Here is a 19,873-nt window from a genome sequence, read left to right on the forward strand (position 1 = left end):
CAGCCCGCGCCACACGGCGGGGATCCGCCGCCCGCTGCACGGTGCAGCCGCACGTCACGGCGCGGTACGAATGAAGGCTCTCGCGGACACCCAGAACGAGGCACTTGCCGGCCACTTGCTGGATCACTACGCCGGCCGCATCGCCCGTTCGCGGCGGCCATACGTGCTTGCGCTTTCCGGCCTGCAGGGCAGCGGCAAGAGCACCCTGGCGCGGGTGATGAAGGCACAGGCCGAGGCGCGCGGCTGGGCCACCGAAGTGCTTTCGCTGGACGATTTCTACTACGCCCGCAGCGAACGCGAGGCGTTGTCCCAACAGGTGCATCCGCTGCTCCGCACGCGCGGCGTGCCGGGCACCCACGAGATCGAGTTGCTGATGTCGGTGCTGGCGGCGCTGCCGCATGCGTCGGACAAGCTGCCGGTAACCCATCCGCGTTTCGACAAGGGCCGCGACACCCGTTTTCCACCGTCGCGCTGGCCGCGCATCAAGCGCGCGCCGAAGTTGGTGATCGTGGAAGGCTGGGCGCTGGGCATCCGGCCGCAGGCGCAATCGGCGCTGCTCCCCCCGATCAACGACCTGGAGCGCCGTGAAGACGCCGACGGAAGCTGGCGCCGCTGGGTGAACAAGCAATTGCGCAGTTACCAGCCGCTATGGCGCAAGTTCGACGCGCTGATCGTGCTGCAGGCACCGGACTGGAACATCGTGCGCCGCTGGCGCGGCCAGCAGGAGGAGGATTTGATGGCCCGCCATGCGCCACTGGCGATGGATGCGGACGCCATGGATCGCTTCCTGTCGCACTTCGAACGACTGAGCCGCCACGCCCTGGCCACCCTGCCCGCGCTGGCCGACAGCTGCGTGGAGTACGACGACGAGCGCCACGTCACCGGCCTCAGCCACGATTGAGCCCGCGCTTTCGGGGTTCGGGACAGGGTTGCCTGCCCCGCCCCGAACATCCCGCCGAATCAGTCGACGACGAAGTTGACCTTCATGTTGACGCGCCACTCGGTCACCGTGCCGTCGTCCCTGGTAACCACCTTGATCTCGTTGACCCAGGCGCCCTTGATGTTCTTGACCGACTCCGCCGCCTTCTTCAAACCGTGCTGCACGGCGTCTTCCACGCCCTTGCTGGACGAAGCGTTGATTTCAATGACCTTGGCTACCGACATGGCGTCAATCTCCGATTGAATCGTGCAAGCGGCACGATGCGCTCCCCCATCCTGAAGCCCGAGTCTGGCCCGCGCTCCGTGCGGGTGACAAGCCGCATTGCAAAATCACCTTACGTTGACGCTTCAACCTGCACGGCGGTGCCGTAGGCAAGCACTTCGGTAACACCCTGGCCCACGTCGTTGGCGTCATAGCGCATCCCCACCACGCCGTTGGCACCCATCGCCGCGGCGTGCTGCAGCATCAGCTCGTACGCTTCCTCGCGTGCCTTCTCGCACAGCTCGGTATAGATCGAGATATTGCCGCCCACGATGGTCTGCAATGCCGCACCGATATTGCCGACCACGCTGCGCGAACGCACCGTGATGCCGCGCACGATGCCCAGCGAACGCACGATGCGGTAGCCGGGAATGTCGTTGGTGGTACTGACCTGATGATGCGGAACGGTGCTGGCCATGACGGTTCTCCGTAGTGGGTCACTTGTCGAGCAACGCAGCGTAGCCGGCACGCGAATCCGGCCATTGCGGCACCCAGCCGCTGGCGCGCAAGCGGGCATTGCCGAGCCGCTTGCTACCGACACCGGCCGGCGCCGGCCCCTCGGCCGGCAAGGGTGCGCCGGCCAGGCGGGCCAGATGATCGTAAAGCACAGCCAGCGGCAACGGTGTGTCGTCCACGCCCAGGTACAGCGACTGCGCCGCGGGGAGCGTCAGCAGATGCGTGATCGCGGCTGCGGCATCGTCGACGTGGATGCGGTTGGCCCAGTGCGGATGCTCACGCGGCACCTGCACCTGCCCGGCGCGCAGCCGTTCGACCAGTTGCAGCCGACCCGGCCCGTACAAACCAGCCAACCGCAGCGTTACCGACGAAACGGGCTGCGCCGCGAGCCAATGCTCGGCGTCCATCAAGGCCTTTCCATTGAAACCCGGCGGAGCCGGCGCGGTGGTTTCATCCACCCACTCGCCGCCGTGCGCGCCATAAACCGCCGTGGACGAAACAAACAGCACCCGCCGCAGCGCGTCGGCGTCCAGCGCCTGCAGCAGATGCCGCAAGCCGTCGACGAAGGTGGCGCGATAGGCCGCCTCATCGCGCCGGTCGGGCGTGGGCAGGTAGACCAGCCGGGTGATTCCGGGCGGCAGGTCGCGCAGCGTTTCGGCATGGCGCAAGTCGGCGCGCAGCCAATGGATGCCGCTGGTGTCACCGACCGGCGGCGTCCGCCGCAGCGCCCAGACACGGTCGCCACGGCCCAGCAGTTGCCGCGCCACACGCAAGCCCAGATCGCCACAACCAGCCAGTAAAACGCGTTCGGTCATATCAGCTTCTGCTGCTAAAGTTCACGGATGAATCCGTCGTCCAGCCTCTTTCTCATCGGCCCCACCGGAGCGGGAAAAACCTCCGTCGGACGGCGGCTGGCCAGTCATTATGGCCTCTCGTTCATCGACCTGGATCAGGAGATCGAGCGACAGACCGGCGTGGACATCCCCACCATCTTCGAGATCGAGGGCGAGGCGGGTTTCCGCCAGCGCGAGAGCCTGCTGCTGGATGCCATCACCGCCCGCGGCGACATCTTGCTGGCCACCGGCGCCGGTGCCGTGCTGGACCCGGCAAACGCCGACAGGCTGGCCACGCGTGGCTTTGTGGTGTGGCTGCAGGCCAGCATCGGGCAACAACTGGAACGGCTGGAGCGCGACACCCATCGCCCCCTGCTGGCCCGCACGGATCGCCGCGCACGGCTGCAGTCAATGGCGGAAATCCGCGAGCCGCTGTATCGCCAGATGGCCGACCTCGCCATCCCCGGCGGCAGCACCACCGTCGCCACGGCGGGCGACCGCTGCATCGATCTGATCAACCACCATTGGCAGCGCCAACCCATCAGGCCATCGCAAACCGCATGAACGATTCGCACCCCACCACCACGATTGACGTTGCCCTCGGCGAGCGCCGCTACCCGGTCTGGATCGGGCACAACCTGCTCGCCGACCGCGACCGCTGGCGCGCCATGCTGCGCGGCCGGCATGCGCTGGTGATCAGCAACACCACCGTCGCGCCGTTGTACCTGCAGCGCGTGACGCAGGGGTTGGAGGGGTTGGAGTGGTCATCGTTCCTGCTGGACGACGGCGAGTCGCACAAATCGTTTTCCAACGTGGAGCGCGCACTGCAGGCGCTGGCCGACCTGGGCGCCACCCGCGACGCCTGCGTGATCGCGCTGGGCGGCGGCGTGGTGGGTGACCTGGCCGGCTTCAGCGCCGCGTGCTGGATGCGCGGCATCGACTTCATCCAGATGCCGACCACGCTGCTGGCGATGGTGGATTCCTCGGTGGGCGGGAAGACCGGCGTCAACCTGCCCGCGGGCAAGAACCTGGTCGGCGCCTTCCATCAGCCGCGCGCCGTGGTAGCCGATATCGACACCCTGGCCAGCCTGCCCGAGCGCGAATACAGTGCCGGCCTGGCCGAAGTGGTGAAAGGTGCCGCGATCGGCGATGTACCTTTCTTCGAATGGCTGGAAGAACACGCCGACGCCTTGATGGCCCACGACACCGCGCTGGTGATCGAAGCCATCGCCCGCAAGGTGCGCTACAAGGCCGGCGTGGTGTCCCGCGACGAAACCGAACAGGGCGAGCGCGCCTTGCTCAACTGGGGCCACACCTTCGGCCATGCGCTGGAAACCGCCGGCCACTACACCACCCTGCTGCACGGCGAAGGCGTGGCGGTGGGCATGGTGCTGGCCGCGAAGATGTCCGAGCGGCTGGGCATGAGCGAGGCGGTCGACCGCGAACGGCTGCAGCGCCTGCTGCAGCGACTGGGGTTGCCCACGACGGTGCCCGCCGGCATGGACCCGCAGCACCTGCTGGAGCTGATGCGGCTGGACAAGAAGAACGCCAACGGCCAGCTGCGCCTGATCCTGTGGCGCGGTATCGGCAAGGCCGAAATCGTCGGTGGCGTGGATGAAACCGAGGTACTGGCCGTGCTGCAGGCGGCCATGCCGGCCTAGCGCGGCATCGGGCAGGTCGGCAGTGCGATAAACTCCGCGGTCCGGCAACGCGCCTTGCTCCATTCTGGAAACCATGCGCCTCTACCTGCAAACCGTGCCCGTCAACGCCGACGCGCCACGCTATGTCCAGATCACGCTGGAGCAGGACCTGCTCGGCGGCTGGACGCTGTACCGCGAATCCGGCACGCAGGGTGGCCGCGCCACGCTCAAGCGCGAGCAATACCTGGAGCGCGACGAGGCCATTGCCGCCTTCGAGAAAACCCGCGACGCGCAACTCAAGCGCGGCTTCCGCCTGATGTTCAGCCAAGGCCAGGAAGGCCCCTACGGACGTTGAAATGACCGACGCGTTGAAAAACGACCGCTTCCTGCGCGCGCTGCGCCGCGAAGCCACCGACACCACGCCCATCTGGGTGATGCGCCAGGCCGGCCGCTACCTGCCCGAATACCGCGCCACCCGCGAACGCGCCGGCAGCTTCATGGGGCTGGCGCAGAACCCCGAATACGCCTGCGAAGTGACACTGCAGCCGCTGGAGCGGTTCGAGCTCGATGCGGCGATCCTGTTCTCCGACATCCTCACCATTCCCGACGCGATGGGCCTGGGCCTGTCGTTTGCGCAAGGGGAAGGCCCGCAGTTCGCGCATCCCGTGCGCACGGCGGCCGATATCGCGAAACTCGCGGTGCCCGACATGGACGGCGAACTGCGCTACGTGATGGACGCCGTGCGGCTGATCCGGCAGGAGCTGCACGGCCGCGTGCCGCTGATCGGCTTCTCCGGCAGCCCGTGGACGCTGGCCTGCTACATGGTCGAAGGCCGTGGCTCGAAGGACTTCGCCACGCTCAAGAGCCTGTGCTGGAACGAGCCGAAACTCGCCCACCAACTGCTCGACACCCTGGCCCGCTCCGTTGCCGCCTACCTGATCGCGCAGGCTCACGCGGGCGCGCAGGCGTTGATGATTTTCGACACCTGGGGCGGCCTGCTCGGCCCGGCCCCGTTCCGCGAATTTTCGCTGCGCTACATGACCTCGATCGTGGCCGCATTGAAAGCCGACCCGGCCTCGCGCGACTTGCCCGTGACGCTGTTTTCCAAGGGCGCCGGCCAGCATCTCGCGGAAATGGCCGACAGCGGCTGCGCCGCGCTCGGCGTCGACTGGACGATGGACCTGGCCGACGCACGCCGTGCCGTAGCCGGCAAGGTCGCGCTGCAGGGCAACCTCGATCCGGCCGTGATGCGCGCCAGCCCCGAGGTGATCCGCCGCGAGGTACGCGCCGTGATGGACAGCTACGGCAACCACCCCGGCCATGTGTTCAACCTGGGCCACGGCATCACGCCCGAGGTCGAGCCCGAGCACGTCAAAGTACTGGTCGATGAAGTGCACGCTTACGGACGCACGCTGCGCCGCTGAACATCTTCCAGGGAGCACACCATGGTGTGGCTGGTCACCAAATACCTGATCACCGCCGCCGTCGTGGTGCTCGTCTCCGAAGTCGCCAAACGCAGCGACCGCCTCGGCGGCCTGATCGCCGCGCTGCCACTGGTCACCGTGCTGGCGCTGATCTGGTTGCAGGTCGAGCGCCAGCCGCAGGTGAAAATCGCGAACCACGCCTGGTACACCTTCTGGTACGTGGTGCCGACGTTGCCGATGTTCCTGGCGTTTCCAGTGTTGTTGCCACGGCTCGGTTTCTGGCCAACGCTGCTGTCGTGCGTGGTGATCACGCTGGTGTGCTTCTGGCTGTTTGCGCTGCTGGTGCGGCGGTTCGGCATCGAACTGCTTTAAGACCTGACTGGCATCGTGGGGATTCCCCATCGCAGGCTCGCCGCTCACCACGCCTGGCGCGTGTAAGGCGGCTTTGAGTGAGTCGCCTTTTGGCAGCCTCGCTCCCGCCCCGTACAATCATCGTTTTCCCCACTGATCCAAGCGCCGGCTCTGCCCGCGCCACCGAGCCCAACCTGATGGAAAAGAGTTTCGAGCCTGCCCAGATCGAGTCCACCTGGTATGCCCGCTGGGAAGCCAGCGGCGCGTTCAAGCCGTCGGGCCAGGGCGAGCCCTATTGCATCCTGCTGCCGCCGCCGAACGTCACCGGCACGCTGCACATGGGCCATGCATTCCAGCAGACGGTGATGGACATGCTGGTGCGCTATCAGCGCATGCGCGGCATGAACACGCTGTGGCAGGTGGGCACCGATCACGCCGGCATCGCCACCCAGAAGATCGTGGAGAACCAGCTCGCCGTCGAGGAAAAGACCCGGCACGACCTGGGCCGCGAGGCCTTTATCGAGCGGGTGTGGAAATGGAAGGAAGAGTCCGGCTCCACCATCACCAACCAGATGCGCCGCATCGGTGCCGCCGCCGACTGGTCGCGCGAACGCTTCACCATGGATGAAGGCCTCTCGGCCGCGGTGCGCAAGGTGTTCATCGACTGGTATCGCGCCGGCCTGATCTATCGCGGCAACCGGCTGGTGAACTGGGACCCCGTGCTTGGCACGGCGGTGTCGGATCTTGAAGTGAACAATGTCGAGCGGGACGGCCACATGTGGTCGATCCGCTACATGACCGCCGACGGCGCAGCCTCGCTCGTGGTGGCCACCACGCGTCCGGAAACCATGCTGGGCGACGTGGCCGTGGCGGTGCACCCGGAGGATGAGCGTTACGCGCACCTGATCGGCCAGATGCTGCACCTGCCCCTGACCGGCCGGCAGATTCCGGTGATTGCCGACGACTACGTGGACAAGGATTTCGGTACCGGCTGCGTGAAGATCACGCCGGCGCACGACTTCAACGATTACGCGGTCGGCCAGCGCCACAAGCTGGCGCCGATCGAAATCTTCACGCTCGACGCGAAGGTCAACGACAACGCGCCGGAGAAATACCGCGGTCTGGATCGCTACGACGCGCGCAAGGCCGTGCTGGCCGATCTCGAAGCCGCCGGCCTGCTGGTCGAGACCAAGCCGCACAAGCTGCAGGTGCCGGTGAGCCAGCGTTCCGACGCGGTGATCGAGCCGATGCTGACCGACCAGTGGTTCGTCGATCTCACCTCGGAGATGCTGGCCGATGGACGTCCAGGCGGCCGCAAGGCGATCACCGAACCTGCGCTGGATGCCGTGCGCTCGGGCGAAATCAAGTTCGTGCCCGAGAACTGGAGCACCACCTACACGCAATGGCTGGGCAACATCCAGGACTGGTGCATCAGCCGCCAGCTGTGGTGGGGCCACCGCATCCCGGCGTGGTACGACGAGGCCGGCAACATCTTCGTGGGCGAGGACGAGGCCGACGCGCGCGCCAGCGCCACGACCGCACCGGTTGGTGCGCTGCGCCAGGACGAGGACGTGCTGGACACCTGGTTCTCCTCGGCGCTGTGGCCGTTCTCCACCCTGGGCTGGCCGGCCGATGGCCCGGTGAAGAACGAGCGCGGCGAAATCGTCGCCAACTGGGAACAGGACAAGATCTTCCTGCCCAGCGCGGTGCTGGTCACCGGCTTCGACATCATCTTCTTCTGGGTCGCCCGCATGGTGATGGCGACCAAGTATTTCACTGGGCAGATTCCGTTCCGCGAGGTCTACATCAACGCCATCGTGCGTGATGCGGAAGGCCAGAAGATGTCCAAGTCCAAGGGCAACACGCTGGATCCGCTGGACCTGATCGACGGTATCGCGCTGGAGCCGTTGGTGGCCAAATCCACCAAATCGCTGTTGATCCCGCAGGTGCGCGCCAAGGTCGAGAAGCGCATCCGCAAGGACTACCCCGACGGCATCCCCGCGATCGGCACCGACGCGCTGCGCTTCACCTTCGCCGCGCTGGCCAGCTACAGCCGCACGATCAACTTCGACATCAAGCGCGCCGAAGGCTACAAGGCGTTCTGCAACAAGTTGTGGAATGCGGCGCGATTCGTGTTGATGAATCTGCCCGAGGGCCAGATCGCCGCTCCCCAAGGCCTGCCCGCTACCGAGGCGGAGCGGTGGATTCTCACCCGCCTGAAGCAGACGCTGGCCGAGGTCGAGCAGCACTTCGTCAGCTATCGCTTCGACCATCTGGCGCAGGCGTTGTACGAGTTCGTGTGGAACGAGTACTGCGACTGGTTCCTGGAGCTGTCCAAGCCTGCGTTGAATGGCGATGATGCCGCTGCCGCCGCTTCCACCCGCCACACCTTGCTGGTGGTGCTGGAATCGGTGTTGCGCGCGCTGCATCCGGTGATCCCGTTCATCACTGAAGAAATCTGGAAGGATGTGGGACCAAAGCTCGGCCTCACCGAGGAAAGCCTGATCCACCGGCCGTGGCCGAAGGCCGACGACATCGCGGCGGATCACGCGGCGACGGGCGAGATCGAGTGGTTCAAGAACGTGTTGTCCGGCATCCGCAAGATCCGTTCGGAAATGAACATCTCGCCGGCCAAGACCATCCCGCTGCTGTTCGCCGACGGTGACGCCAGCGACCACGCGCGGGTGACCAAGTTCGCGGCGCAGATCAGCTTCCTCGCCCGTACCGAAACGCCGCAATGGATCGAAGCCGGCGCCGACGAACCGGCTTCGGCTGCCGCTGTGGTGGGCGCGCTGCGGGTGATGATTCCGCTGGCCGGGCTGATCGATCTGGAAGCGGAGAAGGTGCGCCTGGCCAAGGAGATCAGCCGCATCGAAGTCGAAATCAGGAAGTGCGAGGGCAAGCTGGGCAATGCCAACTTCGTGGCCAACGCCCCGGCCGAAGTCGTCGCCCAGGAGCGCCAGCGCATCACCGACTGGAACACCACGCTGGGCGCTCTGCGCGAGCAGGCGCAGAAGCTGGGCGGCTGAGCTCCCCTCCCCCGCTTGCGGGGGAGGGGCTGGGGGAGAGGGGCTTTTCGCGCCAGGCAGCAGGAGCGGAAGCGCCCTCGCCTATTTCTCGATATGGCTTGCAGCCAGATCGAGCGCCATCACGATCGCCTCTTCGCGTCCGTTACGTGCCGGGTAGTAGCGCGGCCGCCGACCGATCTCGCGAAACCCGATCGACGCGTACAGTGCCCGGGCATCGGCATTGGACGGCCGCACTTCCAGAAACACGCGCTCGGCGCCGTTCCAGCGCGCGCTGTCCAGCAGCCTGCGCAACAGGTAACGGCCCAGGCCCTGGCCGCGCCGTTGCGGGCTTATGCAGATGTTCAGCACATGCGCCTCGCCCGCGCCCATCGAAAGGATGCCGTAGCCCGCAGTGACGTCGTCCACGACCAGCACCCAGCACGGATAGCCAGCCTTGAGGCAATCGGCAAAGACGCCCGGCGACCAGGGGAATTCATACGAGGCCAGCTCGATCTCGCCAACAGCGACAAGATCGTCCGCCGTCATCGTGCGCATCCGGGCCGAGGGATGAGCGAGCGCGACCACGACGTCAGCCCGTGACGCCAGCCAGCGCACGGTGCAGCGTGCGCACTGCGGTCCACAAGCGCCGCTTGGAGGCTGCGTGCGACAGCACCTGCGACGGCTCGTCGACCAGCACGATCTGCGCGCGCTGCATCACCTCGGCCGGCAGGCTCCGACCCAGCGCGTGGGCCTGGGTTTCACCGAACACCAAATACGCGCGCGCCGCTGGCGGTGCCTCCGCCAGTTCGCCTGCCGCATTCACGCTGACCCGCGCGGCACGCGCCAGCCAGGCACCACAGGCACCGAACGTGCGTCCCAGCAGGTCGAGCTCGCGCATGGCGCAGCCGCCCGGCAAGACCACCACGCAGGCGCCTGGCGCATCGTCGCCCTGCACCGGCGGCGCAGCCGTGATGTCTTCTTGCGTAGCCAGCGGCGTGGGCGCGGCGCGGCGTACCCACGGCACCATGCCCAGCGCGCGCAACACCCGCGCACGATGGACGGCGTCGACATGGCTCGCGGCCGCGTTCATGCGTTGCCGCGGCGTCCCCGCCGCCGGTGCTCGGCCAAACCCCACAGCGTCATTACCGGGCCGGACAACAGGTAAATCGTGAACCCCGCCAGCAATACCCGCGGCGTGTCCAGAATCAGCAGCGCCAGCAACAGCACCGCACCGACCATCCAGCCGAACGGTACCCGCTGGCGATCGCCGGTCGGCAGCGACTTGAAGCTGTAATAGCGAAACCGGCTCACCATCAACAAACCGGTAATCACGGCGATGAACGGCACCACGAAGCACAGCTCGGCACCCGGCACGTCGAATTTCTCCATGCTCCACACGAATGACATGCAGACACCGGCCGCAGCGGGGCTGGCCAGCCCCTGGAAATAGCGCTTGTCGATCACGCTGACCTGGGTATTGAACCGCGCCAACCGCAAGGCGGCGCAGGCGGCGTAGATGAAGGCAGCGGCCCAGCCCAGCTTGCCCCACAGCGGGCCGAAATCCTTCAGCGCGGACAACGACCACGTGTACAGCACCAGCGAAGGCGCCAGACCGAAGCTGATCAAGTCGGACAGCGAGTCGTACTGCACGCCGAATTCGCTCTGGGTGCCGGTCATTCTTGCCACCCGGCCATCCATGCCATCGAGCACGGCGGCGAAGAACACCGCCACTGCCGCATCGGAATAGAAGCCGCTGATGCTGGCGATGATCGCGTAGAACCCGGCAAACATTGCCCCGGTGGTGAACAGGTTGGGCAACAGGTAGATACCCCGGTGCCGAGGCGCGCGGACTGGCATTTGCTCGCTCATGAATCAAACCGTGACAGGATGCGCGAAGTGTAAACCATCGCTTGAGTCCCGATCGCCGGAGTGATAACAAGGACGGCCTGCGTATCTCATCCAGGGGACACTCCATGCAACGTTCGTTGATCGCCGTGGCGCTGATGCTGCTAACGCCGCTGGCCGTGGCGCAGGTCTACAAATGGACCGACAGCCAAGGCACCGTGCATTACTCGCAGACCGCACCGGCCTCCGGTGTCGATTTCAAAAGGATAAAGACGGTCGAATCCGCCGCGGCGCCCGCGCAAGACCCGCAGGCGCAAACGCCGGCAGCTACCACCGAAGCACAGCCCGCCCCGGCGTCCAGCCAGCCGATCGCGGACACACCCGCCAACCGCAAGACGCTTTGCGACTCCCTGCAGAACAATCTGAAGATGCTCAAGGGCACCGGCCCGGTGGTGATGCAGCAGGCCGGAAAATCGACGGCGCTGGACGATACCCAGCGCAAGCAGCAGATCGCGGCGGACGAAGCGCAATATCAGCAATATTGCCAGGCCAACTGATTTACGTTCACCCCCATCGGCGCGCCTTTCAAACGCGCCGGCGAAAAACCCGCATTCACGCTGCATAGCGGCTTCCAGCGCGGTCTGACGGCTATAATCGGCGCCTTTCCCCTCCGCCGGATCCACTCGCATGCGCCTCAGCCAATTCCACCTGGCCACCGTCAAGGAAATCCCTGCCGACGCCGAAATCGCCAGCCACAAGCTGATGCTTCGCGCCGGCATGATCCGGCGGCTGGCCTCCGGCCTGTACACCTGGTCGCCGCTGGGGCTGCGCGTGTTGCGCAAGGTCGAAAACGTGGTGCGCGAGGAAATGAACCGCGCCGGCGCGATCGAACTGCTGATGCCGTCGGTGCAGCCGCGTGAACTCTGGGAAGAAACCGGCCGCTGGGAGAAATTCGGCGGACAGCTGCTGAAAATCAAGGATCGCAAGCAGCAGGAGTTCTGCTACGGCCCCACGCACGAGGAAGTCATTACCGACTTTGCCCGCAACGAGCTGAAAAGCTACAAGCAGCTGCCGGTCAATTTCTACCAGATCCAGACGAAGTTCCGCGACGAGATCCGCCCACGCTTCGGTGTAATGCGCGCGCGCGAATTCCTGATGAAGGACGCTTATTCCTTCCACCTCACGCAGGAATCGCTGGCCGCCACCTATGCGGTGATGTATCAGGCCTACACCCGCATTTTCACCCGCCTTGGGCTGAGCTTCCGCGCGGTGCAGGCGGATACCGGCGCGATTGGCGGCAATGCCAGCCACGAGTTCCAGGTGCTGGCCGATTCGGGCGAGGACGCCATCGCGTTTTCCGACGGTTCCGATTACGCGGCCAATATCGAGAAAGCAGAAGCGCTGGCGCCCACCAGTGAGCGCCCGGCCGCCACGACGGCGTTGCAGCAAGTGGCTACGCCCACCCAGAAAACCATCGAGGACGTCGCTGCATTCCTCGGCGTCTCACCCGACCGTTGTGTGAAGACCCTGCTGCTGCGCGGACGCGACGGGCTCGTCGCGCTGTGCCTGCGTGGCGACCACCAGGTCAACGAGGTCAAGGCGGCGAAGCTCGACGAGCTGGGTGGCGAATCGATACTGGCGAGCGAGGAAGAAATCCTCGCCGCCGTCGGAACCCGCCCGGGCTCCATCGGGCCGGTGAAACTGCCTGATTCGATTCCGGTCATTGTCGATCGCGACGCCGCCGTGCTCGCCGATTTCGTTTGCGGCGGCAATGCCGACGGCACCCATTACACGGGCGCCAACTGGGAGCGTGATGTGCGCGTCACCCGCATCGCCGATATCCGCAATGTGGTCGAGGGCGATCGTTCACCCGATGGCGAAGGCATCCTGCATATTGCGCGGGGTATCGAAGTAGGCCACGTATTCCAGCTCGGTACGAAATACGCCGAAGCACTCGACGCCGTGGTGCTGAATGACCAGGGCAAGACGCAGGTAATGACCATGGGCTGCTACGGCATTGGCGTGAGCCGCATCGTGGCGGCGGCCATCGAGCAGCGCCACGACGACGCCGGCATCGTGTGGCCCGAAGCGATGGCGCCATGGCGTGTCGCGGTTTGCGTAATCAACCCGAAGCACCTGCCGGCGGTAAGCGAAGCAGCGCAGGCACTCTATGAAGCACTCAATGCACGCGGTATCGAAACCGTGCTGGATGACCGCGGCCTGCGTCCCGGCGGCATGTTCGCCGACATGGAATTGATCGGCATTCCGCACCGGGTGGTGATCAGCGACCGCGGCCTCACCGCGGGCACGCTTGAATATCGCGGGCGTACCGAAACCGAGAGCCGGGCCATTACCCAGGAACAGCTATTCGACCTGCTTGTCTGATTCGCGCAGCGGGTACAAAGTACCTGTCACGACAGCACACGAATGCCGCCCCGTTATCGGGCGGCGGCCGCAAATTAACTACACGGCAATGCATTACGGCGCCCCCGGACCACGTGAAACCGATGTGATCGAGTTAATCGTCACAGGGGACGCGTGTAGCTAATGGGCGCCTGCTTTGCATTCAATTTTCTTTTCGTGGAGAATCATGCAGTGGCACTTCGTTTGTTCCACCCCGTTGCAGCCAATTCCACATTACTGATAACCACTCCCGGAGTTCCCCATGGCCGTCGATATCAAGAACCTCAACCATAACCAGCTCAACGAACTGATCAGCAAGGCACAAACGCGCCAGACGGAGCTGCGCAAGGAAAAGGTGGTCAAGCTGCGCGAGAAAGTCCACGCGCTGATCAAGGCCGAGGGTTACAGCTTCGAGGACATTTTCGGCCAGAGCCGCGGCAAGTCCCGTCGCACCGGTCCGGTGGCACCGAAATACCGCAACCCCGCCGACCCGGCCCAGACCTGGTCCGGCCGCGGCAAGCGCCCGCGCTGGTACAACGATGCCTTGAAGGCGGGCAAGAAGGAAAAGGATCTGGCGATCTGATTTAGCGCTTGCGTGTTGCAACGGGCGTGCAGTGATCCATGCCGCACCGATTGAAAAGTATCAAGCCCGTAGGTGTCCTGGACGCCTGCGGGCTTTTTCTTTGGGCGCGATATGTGGAGCTGAGCACTCCGGCCAGCCAAAAAAGCTACCTCTCCCTTGGGGGAGAGGAATTACGGTGTTTGTTGAGCGCTGAGGCCTGGCCAGGTCGCCGGCCGGGGTTGCACGCTTGGGTCAGAGCATGCCGGTTTCGAGTTTCGCCGCGTCCGACATCATCGAGTGACTCCATGGCGGATCGAATACCAGATCCACGTCCGCCTCGATAATGGTGGGGATCATCTCCAGCTTGGTGCGCGCGTCGTCCACCAGGATGTCGCCCATGCCGCAGCCGGGTGCGGTCAGGGTGAGTTTCACGTAGACCTTGCGATCGCCTTCGGCGGTCTGCTCCAGGCTGAGGTCGTAAACCAGCCCAAGGTCGACCACGTTTACCGGGATTTCCGGATCGAACACGGTGCGCAACTGGTCCCAGGCCAGTTTTTCAACGTCCTCGTTGGTGGCATCGGCAGCCACTTCGATCGCCTCCGGTGGCGGCTTGCCCAGTGCATCGGCATCGTCGCCCGCAATACGGAACAGGTTGCCGTCGACATAGACCGTGAAACTGCCGCCCAGCGCCTGCGTGATGTAGCCGATCTGACCGGCCGGCAAGGTGATCACCTCACCTTGCGGCACCATCACCGCGTTGCAATCACGCAACAGGGTGAAAGGTTCGCTGCTCAAACTGAAACCACTCATACCACTGTCCAACCCGAATCAATGGGCGCGACAAGACACCGCGCCGGCGCTCTATTATGCCGCCCGTCGCCCCGGGCTGCTTGTTCCAGATCAAGCGAGAGCCAGTCAGCCGCCCGCGACGGGCGTGGCTCTTCGCGCTCGCGTTATGATCGGGGCTTTATCCGGGGAATCAATGTGACCGCCATTCTTTCGCGCCCGTCGCATTCATGAGCGTGCATTCCGTTTTCCGCGCGCTGTTCGCCCTCGTCTGCGCTGCCATGCTGGGACTCGCGGCTGGCGCCGTGTGGATGGTGGCCGCTCTCTACGCGGGCCACGCCACGTCCTGGCTGGCGTTGCCGTTTGCCGTGGTGCTGGCATGGACCATACGGCACTGGGTGCAGTCGCCGGGCCGCTTCGCGGCGTTACTTGCCGCGCTCGCCGCACTGCTGGCGGCGCTGTACGTCAATGTGCTGATGGCTGGTGCGCTGGTTGCCGCCAACATGGGCATGGGTATCGTCGACGCGCTGCGCACGGCGGGCGCCGGCATGCTGCTGCAACTGGCGCGGATGGGCTTCTCGGCGGCTGATGCCGGCTGGTACCTGGTCGCCGCCGGGCTGGCTGCGGTACTCGCAAGCCGGCCCCGGCGGAGCAACTGACGCGTCGGCACTGTCGAGGAAAACCACTTTCCGTGGTTTTCCTCGATCGCATCACGCGCGCTCAGTCGTCCAGCGATTTCAGCTCGTTCACCAGCTGGCCCGCGGCAGCCTGGCCATCGCCGTACAGCATGCGGGTGTTGTCAGCGTAGAACAGCGCATTCTCGATGCCGGCAAAGCCGGTGCCCTTGCCACGCTTGATCACGATCACGTGTTTCGCGGCGCTGACGTCGAGAATCGGCATGCCATAGATCGGCGAAGCCGGGTCGGTCTTGGCCAGCGGATTCACCACGTCGTTCGCGCCGATCACCAGCGCCACGTCGGTAGCGGGGAATTCCGGGTTGATCTCGTCCATGTCGGCAATCAGGTCGTAGGGCACGCCCGCCTCGGCCAGCAGCACGTTCATGTGCCCGGGCATGCGGCCGGCCACCGGGTGAATGGCGAATTTCACCTTCACCCCGCGCTTGATCAGCAACTGGGCGAACTCCCATACCTTATGCTGCGCCTGCGCCACCGCCAGGCCGTAGCCGGGCACGATCACCACGCGCTCGGCGTAGGCCATCATCACCGCCGCATCGCTGGCCTCGACCGGCTTTTGCGCGCCCTCGATCGCCTGCGCCTCGCCACCGGCCGCACCGAAACTGCCGAACAGCACATTGCCGATCGAACGGTTCATCGCCTTGGCCATCAACTGGGTCAGCAAGGTGCCGGCCGCGCCGACCACCATGCCGGCGATGATCATCGCCTCGTTGCCCAGCACAAAACCCTCGAACGACACGGCCAGGCCGGTGAACGCGTTGTACAGCGAGATCACCACCGGCATATCGGCGCCGCCGATCGGCAACGTCATCAGCAGGCCGAACAGCAACGCCAGCACGAAGAAAAGTGCGATCAGAGGCCCGCTGACATGGCCGGACGCCAGTACCACGCCCACCACAACCGCGGCGGCCAGCAGCAGCATGTTCACCACGCGCTGGCCGGGGAACACGAAGCGCTTGTCCATCCACCCTTGCAGCTTGGCGAAAGCGACCAGCGAACCGGAAAAACTCACCGTGCCGATCAAGGCACCCAGCACGCCCAGCGACAGCTCCACCGGCGACAGCATCGGCGGCAGACCGTTTATCGCCCAGCTCTCCGGCTGCAGCGGCGAGGTATTCGGCACCACGTGCAGCAGCCCCAACGCACGCGCGTAGCCGATCAGCTCGACCGCGCCGATGGCCGCCGCCGCGCCGCCGCCCATGCCGTTGTACAGAGCCACCATCTGCGGCATCGCCGTCATCGCCACGCGCCGACCGGTCCACCACGCGGCGCTGACGCCAATAAGCACGGCGGCAACAATCAGGCTGCGGTTGTGCATGTCTGGCAGGAAGAACGTCGCCAGCACCGCCAGCAGCATGCCCACACCGGCCCACACGATGCCGCCGCGCGCCGTGCGCGGCGAGCTCATGCGTTTCAGCCCCAGGATGAACAGCAGCGCGGCGAGGAAATAACACGCCTTGATCAAGGTCGGCAGCAGGCTCATCCCTGATCTCCCTTGCCGGCGCCCGGCTTGCTCGACTTGAACATCTCCAGCATGCGCTCGGTCACCACGTAGCCACCCGCGGCATTGCCGGCGCCAAGCAGCACGCCCACGAAGCCGATGGTTATCTCGAACGGGGTCTGTGCATGACCGAGCGCGATCATCGCGCCCACCAGCACGATGCCGTGGATGAAGTTGGAGCCGGACATCAACGGCGTATGCAGGATCACCGGCACCCGCGCGATGATTTCGTAACCGCAGAACGCGGCCAGCATGAAGATGTAAAGTGCCAGGAAACCGTCGATCATGACCCCACCCTGTCAGGAACTTGGTTCACGCATCATACGGTTGTCCGTCAACCGGCGCGAGCTTGGCGCGTTCAAGCTATGGAGTCGAACGATGGAGCCCGAAAATGCAGCACGCGACGACACGGGCGCGCCAGCCATGAATACGGCGGTCGACGCGCTTGGCGCGGACATGGTGCTCGATGAGGCGACACCGGCCACGCTGGACGCGTTCCTGGCGCAGGTCGAGCGCCGCGCGTTCCGCATGGCCGAGATGCAGTTGCGTCACCGCGAAGACGCCATGGACGCGGTGCAGGACGCGATGCTGCGGCTGGTGAAGCACTACCGGGACAAGCCCGCCGCAGAATGGGCGCCGCTGTTCTGGGGCATCCTGCGGCGGCGCGTGGTCGACCTGCAGCGGCGGCGCAAGGTGCGCTCGATCGTGGTGGGCTGGCTCGGCGGCGGCCACGACAAGGATGGCGACGAACTCCCGGTATGGGAGCCCGCTGACCAGAACCCAGGCCCGCTCGACCGGCTGCACGACGTGCAGTCCTATGCAGACATGGCCGCCGCGGTGAACACCTTGCCGAGGCGCCAGCGCGAAGCTTTCATGCTGCGCATGCTGGAAGGCCTCGACGGCAAGGAAACGGCGCAAGCCATGGGCTGCAGCGAAGGCAGCGTGAAAACCCATCTGTCGCGCGCCATGCACACCTTGCGCGACCAACTGGAGAACTGGCGATGAACATGCCCGACACCGAGTCCACCCGGCCTGGTGATCGATCCGGCAGCCTGGCGGGCGACCTGTCCGACCAGCGGCTGCAACAGCGCGCCCGCGAGCTTTACCGCGAAGCTGGCCGACGCGTCGACCCGGCAACCGCCGGGCGCTTGCGCGCGGCCCGCCGGCAGGCGCTGGAGACGGCAGGCAAGCCATCGCACCAGGTCAGCCGCTGGCTGATTCCGTCCGGCGCCGTGGCGGTGATCGCCCTGGCGTCGCTGATGCTGTGGCAACCGTTGCCGCAAGGCAGCAACCGGCCAGCCACCACCGTCGAGGCAGCCACCGACCTCGACAACGAGTTGCCGCCGGATGCCGACAAGACCGATCCGGTGCTCTACCAGAACCTCGATTTCTACACCTGGCTGGCTGCTGCCGACCACCACCCGACGACGCGCTGAGTCATGAAACCACTACTCCGCATCGCACTCTCCCTGCTGCTGGCCGGCGCGCTTGGCAATGCCTTTGCCGCCCCACCGCAGGACGACGCGGGTACGCCGCCGCCATCCTGGAGCAGCCTTTCCGCCGCCCAGCGCGACGTGCTGGCACCGCTGCAGCAGGAGTGGGACAGCTTGTCGCCACGCAAACGGGCGCACATGCTCCGTCGCGCCGAACACTGGGCCACGCTGCCACCGGAAAAGCGCGCGGAAATCCGCGAGCGCATCGCCCGTTGGCAGCAGATGACACCCGAGCAGCGCCGGCAGGCCCGCGCCAACATGCGCGAGTTCCACAAGATGCCGCGCGAGCAGCGCGAACAACTGCACGCCACGTTCGAGCATTTCCAGAGCCTGCCGCCGCCGCAGCGCGAGCGCCTCATACGCGAGTGGCGCGCGCTGACGCCGAAACAGCGGCTGGAATGGCGCGAACCGACGGCGCCCGCGGCGCAACCGCCTTCATCGGACCAACCGTCGCCACCATCACATCCGCAGTGATGGTCTGACCGAACCGGAAGCCGCGACCTCATCGTCGCGGCGAATCACCCGGCCTACCGCACGACACTCACGCCGTGAAACGGGCCTCGCCGGCGTGGCTCACGCAGCTCTTGGCCACCAGCTCATCCTCGAAATCCGGTGCCAGCGCGCCGTCACGCAGCAGCAGCTCGCCAAAGTTGAAGACGTTGCGCGCGTACATTTCCGAGGCGTGCAAAGGCGCACCGGCCGGCAGGTTGAGCGGCCCCAGGATCACCACGCCAGCGTGCTCCACCCGCTGGCCCGGCTGGGTGAGTTCGCAGTTGCCACCGCCTTCGGCGGCGAGATCCACGATCAGCGCGCCCGGCTTCATGCCCTCGACCATCGCCGCGCTGAGGATCTTCGGCGCCGGTCGGCCCGGCACCGCGGCGGTGGTCACGATCACGTCGATGGATTTCAGGTGCTCGGCCAGGGCCTGCTGCTGCGCGGCGCGTTCCTCCGCCGACAACTCGCGCGCGTAACCGCCGCTGCCAGCGGCGCTGACACCCAGCTCCAGGAACTTCGCGCCCAGCGACTCCACCTGTTCGCGGGTTTCCGGGCGCACGTCGTAGCCTTCCGTTTGCGCACCCAGCCGGCGTGCCGTGGCGATCGCCTGCAACCCCGCCACGCCGGCACCGATCACCAGCACTTTGGACGGCCGGATGGTGCCGGCGGCGGTGGTCAGCATCGGGAAGAATTTCGGCGAGGCCTCGGCTGCGATAAGCATGGCCCGGTAACCTGCCACCGCCGCCTGCGAACTGAGCACGTCCATCGCCTGCGCCCGCGTGGTTCGCGGCAGCAGTTCCAGCGAAAAGGCGGTCAGCTTGGCGTCGACGAGTTGCGCGATGCGCGCGGATGCGCCGTGCGGGCGCAACTGACCCACCACTACACTGCCCGGCCGCAACTGCGCCAGCGCCGCATCGTCAGGCGGCAGCACGCAGGCCAGCAGATCCGCTTGCGCCAGCACCGCGGCCGCGTCGGCGAATTCCACGTCCGCATAGGCCGCATCGGGAAAACCGGCGGCGCGCCCCGCATCATGCTGCAGCAGGATACGTACACCGCGGGCCCGCCATTTCTTGGCCATCTCCGGCGTGATCGCCACGCGTCGTTCCCCTGCGGCGGTTTCACTCAAGGCGGCTACGGTCATCGACATCGGACGTTCCCTGCTGGAGAGTTGGGTTATCTT

General features: G+C 65.8%; 24 protein-coding genes. 14 read left to right on the forward strand and 10 right to left on the reverse strand.

What is annotated here, in order from left to right; translation table 11 throughout:
• Nucleotides 1-70 precede the first annotated feature (70 nt).
• The gene (locus tag ACFPK0_RS11600; protein ID WP_056077340.1) at nucleotides 71-901 is read left to right on the forward strand and encodes a hypothetical protein; all 831 of its coding nucleotides are present in this window, start codon (nucleotides 71-73) and stop codon (nucleotides 899-901) included.
• A 59-nt stretch (nucleotides 902-960) separates the two neighbouring features.
• Here the strand turns inward: ACFPK0_RS11600 and ACFPK0_RS11605 are convergent, their stop codons facing one another.
• From ACFPK0_RS11605 to ACFPK0_RS11615, 3 genes are all read right to left on the reverse strand, one after another.
• Nucleotides 961-1,164: a dodecin family protein gene (locus ACFPK0_RS11605; protein ID WP_007080015.1), complete on the reverse strand. Its 204-nt coding sequence runs from the start codon at nucleotides 1,162-1,164 to the stop codon at nucleotides 961-963.
• Nucleotides 1,165-1,274: 110 nt separating this feature from the next.
• Nucleotides 1,275-1,619, reverse strand: coding sequence for a YbjQ family protein (locus ACFPK0_RS11610; RefSeq protein ID WP_377340942.1), 345 nt, complete (start codon nucleotides 1,617-1,619; stop codon nucleotides 1,275-1,277).
• A 19-nt stretch (nucleotides 1,620-1,638) separates the two neighbouring features.
• A complete protein-coding gene (locus ACFPK0_RS11615; RefSeq protein ID WP_377340944.1) occupies nucleotides 1,639-2,472 on the reverse strand; it encodes an SDR family oxidoreductase in 834 nt (277 codons plus the stop codon).
• Nucleotides 2,473-2,499: 27 nt separating this feature from the next.
• Between ACFPK0_RS11615 and ACFPK0_RS11620 the strand changes: the two genes are divergently transcribed.
• The 6 genes from ACFPK0_RS11620 to ACFPK0_RS11645 all read left to right on the forward strand — a co-directional run bounded on the left by ACFPK0_RS11620 (nucleotide 2,500) and on the right by ACFPK0_RS11645 (nucleotide 8,934).
• The gene (locus ACFPK0_RS11620; RefSeq protein ID WP_377340946.1) at nucleotides 2,500-3,054 is read left to right on the forward strand and encodes a shikimate kinase; all 555 of its coding nucleotides are present in this window, start codon (nucleotides 2,500-2,502) and stop codon (nucleotides 3,052-3,054) included.
• On the forward strand, nucleotides 3,051-4,151 hold the full coding sequence (gene aroB / locus ACFPK0_RS11625; protein WP_377340948.1) for a 3-dehydroquinate synthase: 1,101 nt from the start codon (nucleotides 3,051-3,053) through the stop codon (nucleotides 4,149-4,151). Before ACFPK0_RS11620 ends, aroB begins: the two co-directional genes overlap by 4 nt.
• A 73-nt stretch (nucleotides 4,152-4,224) precedes the next feature.
• Nucleotides 4,225-4,485: a WGR domain-containing protein gene (locus tag ACFPK0_RS11630; RefSeq protein WP_056077325.1), complete on the forward strand. Its 261-nt coding sequence runs from the start codon at nucleotides 4,225-4,227 to the stop codon at nucleotides 4,483-4,485.
• Nucleotide 4,486: 1 nt separating this feature from the next.
• Nucleotides 4,487-5,554: a uroporphyrinogen decarboxylase gene (gene hemE, locus ACFPK0_RS11635; protein WP_377340951.1), complete on the forward strand. Its 1,068-nt coding sequence runs from the start codon at nucleotides 4,487-4,489 to the stop codon at nucleotides 5,552-5,554.
• A gap of 21 nt (nucleotides 5,555-5,575) precedes the next feature.
• The gene (locus ACFPK0_RS11640) at nucleotides 5,576-5,926 is read left to right on the forward strand and encodes a DUF3147 family protein (protein WP_056077320.1); all 351 of its coding nucleotides are present in this window, start codon (nucleotides 5,576-5,578) and stop codon (nucleotides 5,924-5,926) included.
• Nucleotides 5,927-6,102: 176 nt separating this feature from the next.
• Nucleotides 6,103-8,934 carry a valine--tRNA ligase gene (locus tag ACFPK0_RS11645; protein ID WP_377340953.1) on the forward strand — a complete coding sequence of 944 codons (2,832 nt, stop codon included), beginning with the start codon at nucleotides 6,103-6,105 and terminating at the stop codon, nucleotides 8,932-8,934.
• A gap of 81 nt (nucleotides 8,935-9,015) precedes the next feature.
• Here the strand turns inward: ACFPK0_RS11645 and rimI are convergent, their stop codons facing one another.
• The 3 genes from rimI to ACFPK0_RS11660 are packed head-to-tail and all read right to left on the reverse strand — an operon-like array spanning nucleotide 9,016 to nucleotide 10,782.
• The gene (rimI, locus tag ACFPK0_RS11650; RefSeq protein ID WP_235577460.1) at nucleotides 9,016-9,459 is read right to left on the reverse strand and encodes a ribosomal protein S18-alanine N-acetyltransferase; all 444 of its coding nucleotides are present in this window, start codon (nucleotides 9,457-9,459) and stop codon (nucleotides 9,016-9,018) included.
• Nucleotides 9,460-9,502: 43 nt separating this feature from the next.
• Entirely contained in the window at nucleotides 9,503-10,003 is a 501-nt protein-coding gene (locus ACFPK0_RS11655) for a hypothetical protein (RefSeq protein ID WP_377340956.1), read from the reverse strand.
• Complete coding sequence (locus tag ACFPK0_RS11660) at nucleotides 10,000-10,782, reverse strand: CDP-alcohol phosphatidyltransferase family protein (protein ID WP_056077313.1); 783 nt, start codon at nucleotides 10,780-10,782, stop codon at nucleotides 10,000-10,002. Before ACFPK0_RS11660 ends, ACFPK0_RS11655 begins: the two co-directional genes overlap by 4 nt.
• Nucleotides 10,783-10,886: 104 nt before the next feature.
• Between ACFPK0_RS11660 and ACFPK0_RS11665 the strand changes: the two genes are divergently transcribed.
• From ACFPK0_RS11665 to ACFPK0_RS11675, 3 genes are all read left to right on the forward strand, one after another.
• The gene (locus tag ACFPK0_RS11665) at nucleotides 10,887-11,315 is read left to right on the forward strand and encodes a DUF4124 domain-containing protein (RefSeq protein ID WP_056077310.1); all 429 of its coding nucleotides are present in this window, start codon (nucleotides 10,887-10,889) and stop codon (nucleotides 11,313-11,315) included.
• A 130-nt stretch (nucleotides 11,316-11,445) separates the two neighbouring features.
• Complete coding sequence (locus ACFPK0_RS11670) at nucleotides 11,446-13,143, forward strand: proline--tRNA ligase (protein WP_377340959.1); 1,698 nt, start codon at nucleotides 11,446-11,448, stop codon at nucleotides 13,141-13,143.
• A 280-nt stretch (nucleotides 13,144-13,423) separates the two neighbouring features.
• Nucleotides 13,424-13,744: an H-NS histone family protein gene (locus tag ACFPK0_RS11675; RefSeq protein ID WP_056077304.1), complete on the forward strand. Its 321-nt coding sequence runs from the start codon at nucleotides 13,424-13,426 to the stop codon at nucleotides 13,742-13,744.
• A 231-nt stretch (nucleotides 13,745-13,975) separates the two neighbouring features.
• On the opposite strand, the gene sufT is transcribed toward ACFPK0_RS11675, so the two are convergent.
• The gene (sufT, locus tag ACFPK0_RS11680; protein WP_056077299.1) at nucleotides 13,976-14,533 is read right to left on the reverse strand and encodes a putative Fe-S cluster assembly protein SufT; all 558 of its coding nucleotides are present in this window, start codon (nucleotides 14,531-14,533) and stop codon (nucleotides 13,976-13,978) included.
• 206 nt (nucleotides 14,534-14,739) lie between these two features.
• On the opposite strand from sufT, the gene ACFPK0_RS11685 reads away from it, so the two are divergent.
• Entirely contained in the window at nucleotides 14,740-15,168 is a 429-nt protein-coding gene (locus ACFPK0_RS11685) for a hypothetical protein (protein WP_056077297.1), read from the forward strand.
• A 61-nt stretch (nucleotides 15,169-15,229) separates the two neighbouring features.
• Here ACFPK0_RS11685 and ACFPK0_RS11690 read toward each other — a convergent pair whose 3' ends face one another.
• Together ACFPK0_RS11690 and ACFPK0_RS11695 are read right to left on the reverse strand one after the other, a co-directional pair.
• The gene (locus ACFPK0_RS11690; protein WP_056077295.1) at nucleotides 15,230-16,687 is read right to left on the reverse strand and encodes an NAD(P)(+) transhydrogenase (Re/Si-specific) subunit beta; all 1,458 of its coding nucleotides are present in this window, start codon (nucleotides 16,685-16,687) and stop codon (nucleotides 15,230-15,232) included.
• Nucleotides 16,684-16,992, reverse strand: coding sequence for an NAD(P) transhydrogenase subunit alpha part 2 (locus ACFPK0_RS11695; RefSeq protein WP_056077291.1), 309 nt, complete (start codon nucleotides 16,990-16,992; stop codon nucleotides 16,684-16,686). The genes ACFPK0_RS11690 and ACFPK0_RS11695 overlap by 4 nt, the downstream gene beginning before the upstream one ends.
• Before the next feature lie 136 nt (nucleotides 16,993-17,128).
• On the opposite strand from ACFPK0_RS11695, the gene ACFPK0_RS11700 reads away from it, so the two are divergent.
• Genes ACFPK0_RS11700 through ACFPK0_RS11710 form a run of 3 tightly spaced genes read left to right on the forward strand, consistent with a single transcriptional unit; the run spans nucleotide 17,129 to nucleotide 18,672 of the window.
• Entirely contained in the window at nucleotides 17,129-17,710 is a 582-nt protein-coding gene (locus tag ACFPK0_RS11700; RefSeq protein ID WP_056080677.1) for an RNA polymerase sigma factor, read from the forward strand.
• A complete protein-coding gene (locus tag ACFPK0_RS11705; protein WP_200945306.1) occupies nucleotides 17,707-18,141 on the forward strand; it encodes a hypothetical protein in 435 nt (144 codons plus the stop codon). Before ACFPK0_RS11700 ends, ACFPK0_RS11705 begins: the two co-directional genes overlap by 4 nt.
• Before the next feature lie 3 nt (nucleotides 18,142-18,144).
• Nucleotides 18,145-18,672 (forward strand): DUF3106 domain-containing protein, encoded by a 528-nt coding sequence (locus ACFPK0_RS11710; protein WP_056077289.1) that lies wholly within the window; start codon nucleotides 18,145-18,147, stop codon nucleotides 18,670-18,672.
• Nucleotides 18,673-18,739: 67 nt separating this feature from the next.
• Here the strand turns inward: ACFPK0_RS11710 and ACFPK0_RS11715 are convergent, their stop codons facing one another.
• Entirely contained in the window at nucleotides 18,740-19,840 is a 1,101-nt protein-coding gene (locus tag ACFPK0_RS11715; RefSeq protein WP_056077286.1) for an NAD(P) transhydrogenase subunit alpha, read from the reverse strand.
• Nucleotides 19,841-19,873: the final 33 nt, after the last annotated feature.

Origin of the sequence: Rhodanobacter ginsenosidimutans, from assembly GCF_042655685.1 — a bacterium.
Taxonomy (GTDB): domain Bacteria; phylum Pseudomonadota; class Gammaproteobacteria; order Xanthomonadales; family Rhodanobacteraceae; genus Rhodanobacter; species Rhodanobacter ginsenosidimutans.

Bases quoted from the DNA above. Each gene is read 5' to 3' on its own strand.
- ACFPK0_RS11685 (WP_056077297.1), top strand. From the start codon at position 14,740: ATGAGCGTGCATTCCGTTTTCCGCGCGCTGTTCGCCCTCGTCTGCGCT.
- ACFPK0_RS11620 (WP_377340946.1), top strand. From the start codon at position 2,500: ATGAATCCGTCGTCCAGCCTCTTTCTCATCGGCCCCACCGGAGCGGGA.
- ACFPK0_RS11655 (WP_377340956.1), bottom strand. From the start codon at position 10,003: ATGAACGCGGCCGCGAGCCATGTCGACGCCGTCCATCGTGCGCGGGTG.
- ACFPK0_RS11695 (WP_056077291.1), bottom strand. From the start codon at position 16,992: ATGATCGACGGTTTCCTGGCACTTTACATCTTCATGCTGGCCGCGTTC.
- ACFPK0_RS11675 (WP_056077304.1), top strand. From the start codon at position 13,424: ATGGCCGTCGATATCAAGAACCTCAACCATAACCAGCTCAACGAACTG.
- sufT (WP_056077299.1), bottom strand. From the start codon at position 14,533: ATGAGTGGTTTCAGTTTGAGCAGCGAACCTTTCACCCTGTTGCGTGAT.
- ACFPK0_RS11660 (WP_056077313.1), bottom strand. From the start codon at position 10,782: ATGAGCGAGCAAATGCCAGTCCGCGCGCCTCGGCACCGGGGTATCTAC.
- ACFPK0_RS11705 (WP_200945306.1), top strand. From the start codon at position 17,707: ATGAACATGCCCGACACCGAGTCCACCCGGCCTGGTGATCGATCCGGC.
- ACFPK0_RS11630 (WP_056077325.1), top strand. From the start codon at position 4,225: ATGCGCCTCTACCTGCAAACCGTGCCCGTCAACGCCGACGCGCCACGC.
- ACFPK0_RS11645 (WP_377340953.1), top strand. From the start codon at position 6,103: ATGGAAAAGAGTTTCGAGCCTGCCCAGATCGAGTCCACCTGGTATGCC.
- ACFPK0_RS11640 (WP_056077320.1), top strand. From the start codon at position 5,576: ATGGTGTGGCTGGTCACCAAATACCTGATCACCGCCGCCGTCGTGGTG.
- ACFPK0_RS11605 (WP_007080015.1), bottom strand. From the start codon at position 1,164: ATGTCGGTAGCCAAGGTCATTGAAATCAACGCTTCGTCCAGCAAGGGC.
- ACFPK0_RS11690 (WP_056077295.1), bottom strand. From the start codon at position 16,687: ATGAGCCTGCTGCCGACCTTGATCAAGGCGTGTTATTTCCTCGCCGCG.
- ACFPK0_RS11665 (WP_056077310.1), top strand. From the start codon at position 10,887: ATGCAACGTTCGTTGATCGCCGTGGCGCTGATGCTGCTAACGCCGCTG.
- ACFPK0_RS11710 (WP_056077289.1), top strand. From the start codon at position 18,145: ATGAAACCACTACTCCGCATCGCACTCTCCCTGCTGCTGGCCGGCGCG.
- rimI (WP_235577460.1), bottom strand. From the start codon at position 9,459: ATGACGGCGGACGATCTTGTCGCTGTTGGCGAGATCGAGCTGGCCTCG.
- aroB (WP_377340948.1), top strand. From the start codon at position 3,051: ATGAACGATTCGCACCCCACCACCACGATTGACGTTGCCCTCGGCGAG.
- hemE (WP_377340951.1), top strand. From the start codon at position 4,487: ATGACCGACGCGTTGAAAAACGACCGCTTCCTGCGCGCGCTGCGCCGC.
- ACFPK0_RS11670 (WP_377340959.1), top strand. From the start codon at position 11,446: ATGCGCCTCAGCCAATTCCACCTGGCCACCGTCAAGGAAATCCCTGCC.
- ACFPK0_RS11600 (WP_056077340.1), top strand. From the start codon at position 71: ATGAAGGCTCTCGCGGACACCCAGAACGAGGCACTTGCCGGCCACTTG.
- ACFPK0_RS11615 (WP_377340944.1), bottom strand. From the start codon at position 2,472: ATGACCGAACGCGTTTTACTGGCTGGTTGTGGCGATCTGGGCTTGCGT.
- ACFPK0_RS11715 (WP_056077286.1), bottom strand. From the start codon at position 19,840: ATGTCGATGACCGTAGCCGCCTTGAGTGAAACCGCCGCAGGGGAACGA.
- ACFPK0_RS11700 (WP_056080677.1), top strand. From the start codon at position 17,129: ATGAATACGGCGGTCGACGCGCTTGGCGCGGACATGGTGCTCGATGAG.
- ACFPK0_RS11610 (WP_377340942.1), bottom strand. From the start codon at position 1,619: ATGGCCAGCACCGTTCCGCATCATCAGGTCAGTACCACCAACGACATT.